We start from the raw sequence: 12,532 nt of genomic DNA on the forward strand, positions 1-12,532 counted from the left end.
CCAGACAACCCCATGATTTCACTCCTATTCCACGAGGTCGCCACCATGCAGGATACGCTGCTGGAAATGCGCTCCATTACCAAGACGTTTCCCGGCGTCAAGGCGCTGGACGACGTCTCTCTCAAGGTCCGGACCGGCGAGATCCACGCGATCTGCGGCGAGAACGGTGCAGGCAAGTCGACCTTGATGAAGGTCCTGTCCGGCGTCTATCCGGCAGGCAGTTATGACGGCGAAATTCACTACGATGGCCAGTTGGCGCAGTTCCGCAATATCTCGGACAGTGAAGCCAAGGGCATCATCATCATCCACCAGGAATTGGCGTTGGTGCCGCTGCTGTCCATTGCCGAGAACCTGTTTCTGGGCAACGAGAATGCAAAGGGCGGCGTCATCGACTGGCGTGAGACCAACCAGCGGACCGAAGGCCTGCTGCGCAAGGTCGGCCTGCGCGATGCCCCCACCACGCTGGTGGACAAGCTGGGTGTTGGCAAACAGCAGCTTGTGGAAATCGCCAAGGCACTGGCCAAGGACGTGCGTCTGCTGATCCTTGATGAGCCCACAGCCGCCCTGTCGGAATCCGACAGTCAGGCGCTGCTGGATCTGATGCTGGAGCTGAAGGCGCAAGGCATGACCCAGATCATCATCAGCCACAAGCTGAACGAAGTTCGCCGCGTCGCCGACACCGTGACCGTGATCCGCGATGGCCAGTCGGTCAGCAGCTTCGACGCGGCCGAGGGCATCACCGAGGACCGCATCGTGCGCGACATGGTGGGCCGGTCGATGGAAAACCGCTACCCGTCGCGCAACGTGACCACGGGTGAGATGCTGATGCGCGTCGCCGACTGGTCCGTCTACCACCCCGAGCACGATGACCGTCAGGTGATCCGCAACGTCGGTTTTGACGTGCGCGCCGGAGAGGTCGTGGGCATCGCCGGGCTGATGGGCTCGGGCCGGACCGAACTGGCCATGTCGATCTTTGGCCGATCCTGGGGGCAGAATATCTCCGGCACGGTCGAGATGCATGGCACGCCTGTTGATGTATCGGACGTGCCGCGCGCCATCAACACGGGGCTGGCCTACGTGACCGAGGATCGCAAGGGCCTTGGCCTGATCCTGGACGACACGATCACCCGCAACATCACCCTGTCCAACCTGCCGGAGGTCGCGACCGGCGCCGTGCTCAGCCAGCACCGCGAAACCCAGGTGGCCGAGAAATACCGCCGCGATCTGGGTATCCGCACGCCGGGTGTCTTTCAGAAGGTGGTGAACCTGTCGGGCGGCAACCAGCAAAAGGTCGTGCTGTCCAAGTGGCTCTTTGCCGGGCCGGAGGTGCTGATCCTCGATGAGCCGACCCGCGGCATCGACGTGGGCGCGAAATATGAAATCTACGGCCTGATCAACGATCTGGCCGCCGCCGGAAAAGGCGTGGTCATGATCTCCTCGGAGATGCCCGAACTGCTGGGCATGTGTGACCGCATCTACGTGATGAACGAAGGGGCCTTCGTGGGGGAAATGCCCGCCGCCGAGGCCAGCCAGGAGCGCATCATGTCGCTCATCGTCAACGAATAAGAAGAGGGACCGCGCCAATGTCTGCGTCTGACACCACCACCACGACCAAAGGCGTCGGCAGCTACCTGAAAGCGCACCTGCGCGAATACGGTTTGCTGTTCGCCCTCATCGCCATCATGGCATTTTTCCAGATCGTCACCGGCGGCACGCTGCTGAAACCGATCAACCTGACCAACCTTTTGCTGCAGAACAGCTACATCGTCATCATGGCGCTGGGGATGCTGATCGTTATCGTGGCGGGCCATATCGACCTTTCGGTCGGCTCTGTCATGGGGTTCATCGGCGCGCTGGCTGCCGTCATGGTGGTGAACTGGGACGTCTCCATCGGGATGACCATGCTGACCTGTATCGTGGTCGGCGGCATCATCGGCGGGGCGCAGGGTTACTGGGTCGCCTATTGGAACATCCCCTCGTTCATCGTGACGCTGGCGGGGATGCTGGTGTTCCGGGGCCTGTCGCTCTGGCTGCTCGAAGGGCAATCCGTGGGCCCGTTCCCGCGTGAGTTCCAGGTCATCGCCACCGGCTTTGTCCCCGACATCCTGCCGGGCAGCGACGCGTTCAAGGGGCTGTTCGGCACCCGCAACTTCAACGTGCTGGCCTTTGCCTGCGGCATCATTGCAGCCGCCTGGGTGGTCTGGTCCGGCCTGCGACAGCGTGCCCAGAACAAGGCCTACGGGATCGAGGATGAGCCGAGCAGCTTCTTTTATGGCCGCACAGCGATCATTGCCCTGGCGCTGGTGTTCATCCTCTACAAGCTTGCCACGTTCCGTGGTCTGCCCAACGTGCTGCTGACCATGGGCGTATTGACCATCGTCTACGCTTTCATCACCGAACGCACGATCCTTGGCCGCCGCATCTACGCGCTTGGCGGCAATGAAAAGGCGGCCAAGCTGTCCGGTATCAAGACCGAGCGCCTGACCTTCCTCGCCTTCGTGAACATGGGCATCCTCGCCGCCATCGCCGGTCTGGTCTTTGCTGCCCGCCTGAACACCGCGACGCCCAAGGCCGGGTTTGCGCTGGAGCTGGACGTGATCGCAGCCGTGTTCATCGGCGGTGCGTCAATGTCCGGCGGCGTGGGCAAGATCGTCGGCGCCGTGGTCGGGGCCTTCCTGATGGGGGTTCTCAACAACGGCATGTCCATCATGGGCATCGGCATCGACTACCAACAGATGATCAAGGGGCTTGTTCTGCTCGCCGCTGTCATCTTCGACGTCTACAACAAGAAGAAGGGCTGACCCAATGGCATTCACACCCGCCCCCTGGCCCCGCAAGCTGCGCTCTGCCGAATGGTATTCTGGCAGCACCAAGGACGTCATCTACCACCGTGGCTGGATGAAGAACCAGGGCTATCCCGACGACCTGTTCGACGGACGCCCGATCATCGGCATCCTGAACACATGGTCCGACATGACGCCCTGCAACGGCCACCTGCGCGAACTGGCTGAAAAGGTAAAGGCCGGCATCTGGGAGGCCGGTGGCTTCCCGATGGAGGTGCCTGTCTTCTCAGCGTCTGAAAATACGTTCCGCCCCACGGCGATGATGTTCCGCAACCTCGCCGCCATGTCGATCGAGGAGCAGATCCGCGGACAACCTATGGACGGCTGCGTCCTGATGGTCGGCTGCGACAAGACCACGCCAAGCCTTTTGATGGCGGCCGCGTCTTGCGATCTGCCCTCCATCGTCGTGACCGGCGGGCCGATGCTGAACGGCTGGTTCCAGGGCGAACGGGTCGGCGCGGGCACGCACCTGTGGCGCTTTTCCGAGGCGGTCAAGGCGGGCGAGATGACCCAGGACGAATTCCTGTCGGCCGAAAGCGCCGTCACCCGGTCGTCGGGCACCTGCAACACCATGGGCACCGCCTCCTCGATGGCCGCCATGGCAGAGGCTTTGGGCATGGCGCTGTCCGGCAACGCGGCCATCCCGGCGGTGGACAGCCGGCGCAGCGTGATGGCGCAGCTGTCGGGGCGCCGCATCGTGCAGATGGTCAAGGACGACCTGAAGCCCTCCGACGTGCTGACCCGCAAGGCGTTCGAGAACGCCATTCGCTGCAACGGCGCCGTGGGTGGGTCCACCAACACGGTGGTGCATATGCTGGCCATCGCAGGCCGTGTCGGCGTGGATATCACGCTGGACGACTGGGACCGCTGCGGGCGCGGCATCTCGACCATCCTGAACCTGCAACCGTCAGGCAAATACCTGATGGAGGAGTTCTTTTACGCGGGCGGTCTGCCGGTTGTGCTCAAACGCCTTGCCGAGGCGGACAAGCTGCACAAGGACGCGCTTACCGTGTCGGGCGAAACCGTCTGGGACGAGGTCAAGGACGCCAGAAACTGGAACGAGGATGTGATCCGCCCGGTGGACAACCCGCTGACGGAGAAGGGCGGCATCGCAGTGCTCAAGGGCAACCTTGCCCCGAACGGCGCGATCCTGAAACCCTCCGCCGCGACGCCCGCGCTGATGCAGCACAAGGGCCGTGCCGTGGTTTTCGAGGACATCGACGACTACAAGGCCAAGATCAACGATGACGCGCTCGACATCGACGAGACCTGCATCATGGTGCTGAAGAACTGCGGGCCCAAGGGCTACCCCGGCATGGCCGAGGTCGGGAACATGGGCTTGCCGCCGAAGGTGCTGAAGAAGGGGATCAAGGACATGATCCGCATTTCGGACGCGCGCATGTCCGGAACCGCTTATGGCACCGTGATCCTGCACACCTCGCCGGAGGCCGCTGCCGGCGGGCCGCTGGCGGTCGTTCAGAACGGTGACATGATCGAGGTCGATGTGGAAGGACGTCGCATCCATCTCGATATCTCTGATGCGGAACTGGCGGAACGTCTGTCGCACTGGCAGCCGATCCATGATCGCGCCGACAGCGGCTATGCCTGGCTGCACCAGCAGCACGTGCAAGGCGCGGACACCGGCGCGGATCTGGACTTTCTCAAGGGAAACCGGGGCGCTCCGGTCGGAAAGGACAGCCACTGATGAAGGTCGCGCTTGTAGGTATTGGCAAGATCGCGGTGGATCAGCACGTCCCCGCGATCACCAACAGCCCCGATTGGGAGCTGGCCGCCACGGTCAGCCGCCATGGCTCGGTCGATGGGGTCGAGGCCTTCACCGATCTGGGCGAACTTTTGGAGACCCGGCCCGAAATCCGCGTGATCTCTCTGTGTTTGCCACCCGTGCCGCGCTTTGCCTACGCCATGCAGGCCTTGCAGGCGGGCCGTCACGTCATGCTGGAAAAGCCCCCCGGTGCCACGCTGGCGGAATGTCACGCGCTGGAGGCCGCGGCCAAGGCGGCGGGCCTGACGCTTTATGCCACCTGGCATTCGCGTGAGGCCGACATGGTCCCGGCGGCCAAGGCCTGGCTGGCGGACAAGGTTCTGAAAAAGCTCACCGTGACGTGGAAAGAAGACGTGCGCCGCTGGCATCCCGGCCAGGACTGGATCTGGGAGCCGGGCGGTTTGGGTGTCTTTGATCCCGGCATCAATGCGCTGTCCATCGTGACCGAAATCCTGCCCCACGACATCCACGTCACCGATGCTGTTCTGGAGGTGCCGGAAAACCGCCAGACGCCCATCGCGGCGCAGATCGGTTTTCACCACCCGCAAGGGGCGGATGTTTCGGCCACCTTCGACTGGCGTCAGGACGGCGACCAGATCTGGGAGATCGAAGCTATCACCGACGGTGGCACCCTGCGCCTGTCGGGGGGCGGCGCACAGATGGAGATCGACGGCCAGCCCAGCGGCGAAGCGGCGGCGCTCGACGGTGAATATCCGCGCCTCTATGACCGCATGTCGGCGTTGGTGCAGAAGGGCGGATCGGATGTGGATCTGCGGCCGATGACGCTTGTGGCCGACGCCTACACGCTGGGCCGACGCGACACCGTTGCTGCCTTTCACGAGGATGGCTGATGCCCGCGGATACCAACATCAAGTCAATCGACGCGATCCAGATCGCCAATGGTCCGGTCCGGGCCGAGCTGATGTGCTATGGCGCAACTCTGGTGTCCCTGCATATGGACGGAGTGGAGCATTCGCTGGTGCTCGGGAGTGCGGATCGGGCGGCGTACCTTGGGCCGATGCAGTACTTCGGCGCGATCGTCGGTCCGGTTGCCAACCGCATCGCCGGGGGCCGAGCGCCCCTGGGCGAAACGGTTCTGGATCTGCCCACAAACGAGAATGGCAATGCGCTGCACGGCGGCCCGGATGGGGTGTCGCAGCGGATCTGGTCTGTCACCGATCACAGCGCGCACAGCGTCACCTTTGCCCTGACCCTGCCTGACGGCAAGGACGGGCTGCCCGGGCCGCTGGGCGTTTTGGTGACCTACGCCATCAAGGTGGATGGGGCGCTGACCATCGACATATCCGCCACGACAAAGGCCCTGACACTGTGTAACCCTGCGTTCCACGGCTACTGGTGCCTGTCGCCCAACGGCCTGTCCGATCACCGTTTGTCCATTGACGCAGATCATGTCCTGCCGGTGGACGACGCCATGCTCCCCACGGGGCATATCGCGCCTGTCGCCGACACGCCTTTTGACCTGCGCGCGCCCACACCGCTGCCGACGGGCACCGATCTGGACCACAACTTCTGCCTCAATGGCACCGGGTTGCGCCCCGTCGCCCGGTTGGAGACAGACCAGCTTGCCCTCGTGATCGAAACCGACGCGCCGGGCCTTCAGGTCTATGACGCCGCGCGGCTCGACACGGCGCCCTTCGACGGCCATCACGGTGCGCCCTATGGCGCCCACGCAGGCATCGCGATGGAGCCGCAGCTCTGGCCCGATGCCCCCAATCACCCGGACTTCCCGCCGATCACGCTGCGCCCCGGCGCAGCTTTCACGCAGTCCTCCCGCTTTCGTTTCATCCGCAAGGAGACACCATGAAACATCCGCTGACAGGTATCCTCCCCGTCGCCCCGACGCCGTTCTTTGATGATGGCAGCATCGACACCGAAGGCATGAAGCGTGTCCTCGATTGCATGATCGACCAGGGTGTCGACGCGATCTGTATCCTCGCCAACTATTCCGAACAGTTCGTGCTGTCCGACGAAGAGCGCGCCATTCTGACGAAAGTATCGTTGGAACATGTTGCCGGCCGCGTGCCGGTGATTGTGACGGTCAGCCATTTCAGCACGCAGGTCGTCATCGACCGCGCGAAATCCGCCGAGGCGCAGGGCGCGTCGATGCTGATGATGATGCCGCCCTATCACGGGGTTGGCCTCGCCCCGGCAGAGGCCGGCATCTTCGAACACTTCGCTGCCGTTTCTGATGCGATCAGCATTCCGATCATGGTGCAGGACGCGCCGCTGTCCGGCGTCACCCTGTCCGTGCCGCTGTTGGTGCGCATGGCGCGTGAGATTGAAAACGTCAGCTATTTCAAGATGGAAACCCCCTTTGCCGCCGACAAGCTGGCCGCATTGATCGAGGCCGGTGGCGACGACATCGTCGGTCCGTTCGACGGCGAAGAAGCCGTGACGCTGCTGGCCGATCTGGATGCTGGCTGCACCGGAACCATGACTTCGGCCTTGCAGCCGGAGCTTATCAAACCCATCCTTACAGAGTACCGCGCAGGCAATGTCGATGTGGCGCTGACCCATTGGCGCGACTGCCTGCCGCTGATCAATCACGAGAACCGCCAGTGCGGCCTGCGGGCAGCCAAGGTGGTGATGAAAGAGGGCGGCGTGATCACCTCCGATCATGTGCGCCACCCGCTCAAACCCATGTCGGCGCGCACGCGCGACCGGCTGCTTCAAATGGCTGCTGATCGCGACGTGATCGCGCTGCGCTGGGGCAAATGAAAGGCATTCCAATGACATACACTCCACATGGCAAACACCTGATCGCTGGCGAATGGGTCGCCTCCGATGACACCTTCACCTCGCAGCCCGTGACAGGCGAGGCGATGACTGTCTCCGCCGGGGGCGCGGCGGAGGTCGATCGCGCCGTCAAGGCCGCCGAAGAGGCCTTTGCCGTTTATGGCTACACCAGCCGCGAGGACCGCGCGAAATTCCTCGACACCATCGCCGACGAGATCGACGCCCGTGGCGAGGACATCACCCGACTCGGCACGTCGGAAACCGGCCTGCCCGAGGCGCGTCTGCAGGGTGAACGCGGCCGCACCTGTGGCCAGTTGCGCATGTTCGCCGAGCACATCCGCAAGGGCGAATACCTCGACCGGCGCCATGACGTGGCGCTGCCCGACCGCGCGCCGCTGCCGCGTCCCGACCTGAAGATGGTGCAGCGCCCCATCGGTCCCGTCGGCGTGTTCGGTGCGTCGAACTTCCCGCTGGCGTTTTCCACCGCAGGCGGTGACACCGCCTCCGCGCTGGCTGCGGGCTGTCCGGTCGTGGTCAAGGGCCACCCGGCTCACCCGGCCACCGGCGAAATCGTTGCCGACGCCATCGCGGCGGCCATCGAGAAATGCGGCATGCCAAAGGGCACCTTCTCCCTGATCCAGGGCACCAGCCACGAACTGGGCGGCGCCTTGGTCAAACATCCGCTGATCAAGGCTGTCGGTTTCACCGGCTCGCTGGGCGCGGGCCGTGCGCTGTATGACATTGCCGCGTCGCGTCCCGAACCGATCCCCTTCTTTGGCGAGCTCGGCTCCATCAACCCGGTCTTTGTCATGCCCGAGGCGCTTGGCGCACGCGGCGCGGACCTTGGCGCGGCATGGGCCGGTTCGCTGACCATGGGCGTGGGTCAGTTCTGCACCAACCCCGGCATCGTCGTCGCCCCGGAAGGCGCGGCGCTCGACGCCTTTACCGAAGCGGCACAAACCGCGCTGGCGGATGCGGGTCAATCCGTCATGCTGACCGAAGGCATCGCCGAAAGCTACCGCAAGGGCGTGTCCGAGGTCTCCGCCGCTGCAGGTGTGCAGGAGCTGGTCGCTGCCTCTTGCGAGAACCGCAACGCGGCACCGGCCGTTTACAAAGTCAGCGCAAAGGACTGGCTGGCCAATGAAACCTTGTCCGAAGAGGTCTTTGGCCCGCTCGGCATCGTGGTCACCACCTCTGGCGTGGACGAAATGCTCGACGTGGCGCGCAGCCTGAAGGGGCAGCTGACCGTGACGCTGCAAATGGACGATGCCGACACCGACACGGCGAAACCCTTCGTTCCGGTGCTGGAACGCAAGGCAGGCCGCCTGCTGGTCAACGGTTTCCCCACCGGCGTCGAAGTGGCGGACGCCATGGTTCACGGCGGTCCTTATCCTGCCTCGACCAACTTTGGCGCGACCTCTGTGGGGACGCTGGCGATCCGCCGGTTCACGCGCCCGGTGAGCTATCAGAACATGCCGGACGCGCTGCTGCCCGCTGATCTGGCCTGAGACCACACAGCGATTTAATCGCTGTCCGCGCCCTGCCGCCATAAAGGTGGCAGGGCGTTCTTTTTTGGAGTTGCCGGTTTCAGCGCCCCGAGAGGTCGGAGATCAGGGCAGGCAGATCACGCCACCTGGAAAACTGGCGGATGTGGGGGAGAGCCTCAGGCGGGCTTTTGCGGTAGCCTTCGGTAAAGAGCAGGAAGCGCACATTGGCGGCCTGCGCCGTTTCGCAGTCGGTTTCCGAATCGCCGATATAGAGCGCTTGCGCCGGGTCGGCGCCGTCGAGCGCGGCATGCAGCATCTCTGGCTCCGGCTTGCGCGTGGCGAGGCTGTCGCCGCCGATCACCACGTCGAAATAGGGGGCGAGGCCGGTGCCGTCGAGCGCCGTCCGGGTCGCGGCGAAGGGTTTGTTGGTGCACAGCGTCAGCCGATGTCCGGCGGCCTTCAGCGTGTCGAGCGCCGCAATCACATCCGGATAGAGCTGTGACGGATCGGAGGGCGTGTCCACGTAGTAGCGCATCGTGCGGGTATAGAGGTCGTCCTGCAACGCCGGATCTGCGCCCAGATGGGCGAGCACGTTTTCACACAGGACCGGCAGGCCGCGCCCGACGAAACCGGGGGTCTCTGCCACGGTGATTGTCGGCAAGCCCATATCCGAGAGCGCCTGCGCCACTGCGTGATGGATATGCGGCACGCTGTCGAGCAGCGTGCCGTCGAGGTCAAAGGCAATCGTGGTCACGAGAGCGACGCCCGGATCGCCCGCATGTTGTCGCCGTAGACCGAGGAGTTGCTGACGGAGCCGCCCTTGAACACGGCCGATCCGGCGACAAGCACGTCGGCACCGGCATCCACCACCAGCGGCGCGGTCTCGGGCGTGACACCACCGTCGATCTGGATGTGGATCTCGCGGTCACCGATCCAGTCGCGGATCTGTCGGACCTTGGCGGTCATGTCGATGAACTTTTGCCCGCCAAAGCCGGGGTTTACGGTCATCACCAGCACCATGTCGGCGAGCGGAAGCAGGTCGCGCACGGCCTCTGCCGGGGTGCCGGGGTTGAGCGCGATGCCCGCCTGCATCCCGGCGGCCTTGATCGCCTGCAGGGTGCGGTGAGGATGCGGCCCGGCCTCGACATGGGCGGTGAGCATGTCGGCCCCGGCGTCGGCGTAGGCGTCGATATAGGCGTCCACCGGGGAAATCATCAGGTGGACGTCCATGAAGGTTTTCACATGCGGACGGAAAGCTTTGACCGCAGGGGGACCGAAGGTCAGGTTCGGCACGAAATGCCCGTCCATGACATCGACGTGGATCCAATCCGCGCCTTCCTTTTCGATCGCCTGGATCTCGCGCCCAAAGTCGGCGAAATCGGCGGAGAGGATGGAGGGGGCGATCTTTACTTTGCGGTCAAAAGGCATTTGGGCGCTCCTGGCTGGGTCGCCTCGCGTTTAGTAGCCTGCGGCGCGATCGACAAGATGGTGCAGGGTCTCACCCCGTTCTGCGCGGGCGATGTTGTCGGCAATGACGCGCGCGGCGCTGTCGGGCCGGGTGGCAGAGGCGATATGCGGCGTGACGGTGACCTTGGGGTGTGACCAGTAGGGGTGGTCTTTGGGCAGCGGTTCGGTTCGGAAGGTGTCCAGCGTGGCGTGGCCCAGACGGGGCAGGGCGGCCAGCAGCGCGTCGTCGTCGATCAGCGTGCCGCGTCCGGGGTTCACGATCACCGCGCCGTCGGGCAAGGCCGCGAGGGCGTCGGCATCCAGCGTGTTTTCCGTCGCGGGGGTGTCGGGCAGCAGCAGCACGACGATCTGCGCACCGAGGAGCGCATGGCGCAAACCCTCGGGACCGGACAGACATGTGATGCCGGGGATGTCCTTTTGCGAGCGGCTCCACCCGGTGACGGAAAAGCCGATCCGGGAAAGTTGGCTGGCACAGGCTTGTCCAAGCACCCCAAGACCAAGGATCGTGACGGGGCGGTCCTTGGCCACCGGGGGGGGCGTGTCATCCCATGTCTGATCGGGGTTCACGATGTGCGCATCCATCCCGAGGTGATGGCGCAGCACATGACCGGTGACCCATTCGACCATGCCCTGTGTCAGCCCCTCGGCATCGACCATGCGGGTCAGGGGGGCTGTCAGGGTGGGGTTGTTCACCACCTGCTCCACCCCGGCCCAGAGGTTCATCACGGCCTTCAGCCGGGTGTAGGGGGTAAAATCCTGCACCGTCGCGTTGGGCGCATATATGATGTAGTCGACCTGGTCTGCGGGCAGGTCGGTCGCGAGCGTGTAGTCAAGGCCGGTGGCGTCGAGCGCGGTGGTCAGATGTGTCTCGTATTTGGTCCAGGCGCTTTGGCTGGCGGCGAAGAGGATATTGGTCACGGGGGGCTCCTGTCTGGGGGCGCTGTGAGGCGCTGCCCCGTCAGGCTTGCGGCCGTGTCGCCCCGGGCATGTTCTCCGGCCCAGAGAAGCAGCGGGCCGGGGAAATCGCAAGCGGTTAGCGCGGTCTGTGGACGTGAGCGCTTTGGACCAGTCCGAAGGCCAGCATGAGCACCAGCATCGCGGAGCCGCCGTAGGACACCAGCGGCAGAGGCACGCCCACGACGGGGGCAAGGCCCATGACCATGGACATGTTGACGGCGTAGAACAGAAAGAAGGTCAGCCCGATGCCAAGGATCAACAGCGACGAAAAGCGGTCCCGGTTTTGCAGTGCCGCGGTGATGCAGAAAAACAGGATCAGGACATACAGCGCGAGCAGGGAAATGCCGCCGACGAAGCCGAATTCCTCTGCAAGTGTGTTGAAGATGAAGTCGGTGTGCTTTTCGGGCAGGAAGTTGAGACGGCTTTGCGTTCCTTGCATGAAGCCGCGCCCGGTCCAGCCGCCAGAGCCCATGGCGATCTTGGCCTGCGTGATGTGGTAGCCCGCGCCAAGCGGATCGGAGGAGGGGTCAAGGAACGTGTCGATGCGGCGGAACTGGTAGTCCTTGAGCAGTTGCCAATCGGTGCCGCGCGATTGAAACACCGCGTAGATCCCGCCGATGCCGGCGCTGATGACCGTGGCGAAATAGGCCCAGTGAACGCCGGCCAAGAACATCATCAGGCCGCCTGCGATCATCAGCAGAAGGGCGGTGCCAAGGTCCGGCTGCATGAGCGTCAGGGCGGTGGGCGCAAGGATGATGATGATGGGAAGGGCCACCCATAGCGGGCGCGACGTGCGCGACAGCGGCAGCCAGTCATAATAGGCGGCCAGAAACACGACCAAGGAAATCTTCATCAGTTCAGAGGGTTGCAGCCGCATGAAGCCAAGGTCGATCCAGCGTTGTGCGCCCATGCCGACGGACCCGAAAAGCTCTACCAGCACCAGCAGAAGAAACGCCAGTGCGTAGAAGACCAGCGCCATGTTTCGCCAGAACCAGATCGGCACCATGCCGGCGAGGATCATCACGGCCAATCCCAGCACATACCGCTTTGCCTGCGGTTCGGCCCATGGGGTCCACGACCCGCCCGCCACCGAGTAGAGCATGAGAAAGCCGATACAGGCCACGGACGACAGCAAAAGCACGAGGGGCCAGTTCAAAGCCAGGACCTTGCGCCAGCCGGAGGGGACCGTTTTGACGTTATATTCAAGATACGTCATGTTGCTTGTGCCTTGTCTGTGC

The 12,532-nt window shown here is 64.0% G+C and carries 11 protein-coding genes; 7 read left to right on the forward strand and 4 right to left on the reverse strand.

The features are described from left to right. The first annotated feature begins 12 nt into the window (after positions 1-12). The 7 genes from mmsA to GGQ68_RS11440 are packed head-to-tail and all read left to right on the forward strand — an operon-like array spanning position 13 to position 8,891. Entirely contained in the window at positions 13-1,566 is a 1,554-nt protein-coding gene (gene mmsA / locus GGQ68_RS11410) for a multiple monosaccharide ABC transporter ATP-binding protein (protein ID WP_281374790.1), read from the forward strand. Between the two features lie 17 nt (positions 1,567-1,583). Then, positions 1,584-2,801, forward strand: a complete 1,218-nt coding sequence (mmsB, locus tag GGQ68_RS11415; protein ID WP_183966079.1) for a multiple monosaccharide ABC transporter permease — start codon at positions 1,584-1,586, stop codon at positions 2,799-2,801. 4 nt (positions 2,802-2,805) lie between these two features. Continuing rightward, positions 2,806-4,548 (forward strand): L-arabinonate dehydratase, encoded by a 1,743-nt coding sequence (gene araD, locus GGQ68_RS11420; protein ID WP_183966081.1) that lies wholly within the window; start codon positions 2,806-2,808, stop codon positions 4,546-4,548. Further along, positions 4,548-5,477, forward strand: a complete 930-nt coding sequence (locus GGQ68_RS11425) for a Gfo/Idh/MocA family protein (RefSeq protein ID WP_183966083.1) — start codon at positions 4,548-4,550, stop codon at positions 5,475-5,477. The genes araD and GGQ68_RS11425 overlap by 1 nt, the downstream gene beginning before the upstream one ends. Continuing rightward, on the forward strand, positions 5,477-6,451 hold the full coding sequence (locus GGQ68_RS11430; protein ID WP_183966085.1) for an aldose epimerase family protein: 975 nt from the start codon (positions 5,477-5,479) through the stop codon (positions 6,449-6,451). The genes GGQ68_RS11425 and GGQ68_RS11430 overlap by 1 nt, the downstream gene beginning before the upstream one ends. Beyond that, positions 6,448-7,365: a dihydrodipicolinate synthase family protein gene (locus GGQ68_RS11435; RefSeq protein ID WP_183966087.1), complete on the forward strand. Its 918-nt coding sequence runs from the start codon at positions 6,448-6,450 to the stop codon at positions 7,363-7,365. Before GGQ68_RS11430 ends, GGQ68_RS11435 begins: the two co-directional genes overlap by 4 nt. Before the next feature lie 11 nt (positions 7,366-7,376). Then, positions 7,377-8,891 (forward strand): aldehyde dehydrogenase (NADP(+)), encoded by a 1,515-nt coding sequence (locus tag GGQ68_RS11440; protein WP_183966089.1) that lies wholly within the window; start codon positions 7,377-7,379, stop codon positions 8,889-8,891. 79 nt (positions 8,892-8,970) lie between these two features. Here GGQ68_RS11440 and gph read toward each other — a convergent pair whose 3' ends face one another. The 4 genes from gph to rodA form a co-directional block, all read right to left on the reverse strand. Then, positions 8,971-9,624, reverse strand: coding sequence for a phosphoglycolate phosphatase (gene gph / locus GGQ68_RS11445; RefSeq protein WP_183966091.1), 654 nt, complete (start codon positions 9,622-9,624; stop codon positions 8,971-8,973). Further along, positions 9,621-10,298, reverse strand: a complete 678-nt coding sequence (rpe, locus tag GGQ68_RS11450; protein ID WP_183966093.1) for a ribulose-phosphate 3-epimerase — start codon at positions 10,296-10,298, stop codon at positions 9,621-9,623. Before rpe ends, gph begins: the two co-directional genes overlap by 4 nt. Positions 10,299-10,328: 30 nt before the next feature. Further along, positions 10,329-11,255: an NAD(P)-dependent oxidoreductase gene (locus tag GGQ68_RS11455; RefSeq protein WP_183966095.1), complete on the reverse strand. Its 927-nt coding sequence runs from the start codon at positions 11,253-11,255 to the stop codon at positions 10,329-10,331. A gap of 115 nt (positions 11,256-11,370) precedes the next feature. Continuing rightward, the gene (gene rodA, locus GGQ68_RS11460) at positions 11,371-12,510 is read right to left on the reverse strand and encodes a rod shape-determining protein RodA (protein ID WP_183966097.1); all 1,140 of its coding nucleotides are present in this window, start codon (positions 12,508-12,510) and stop codon (positions 11,371-11,373) included. Between the last annotated feature and the right edge of the window lie 22 nt (positions 12,511-12,532).

The organism is Sagittula marina, from assembly GCF_014196795.1.
GTDB lineage: Bacteria > Pseudomonadota > Alphaproteobacteria > Rhodobacterales > Rhodobacteraceae > Sagittula > Sagittula marina.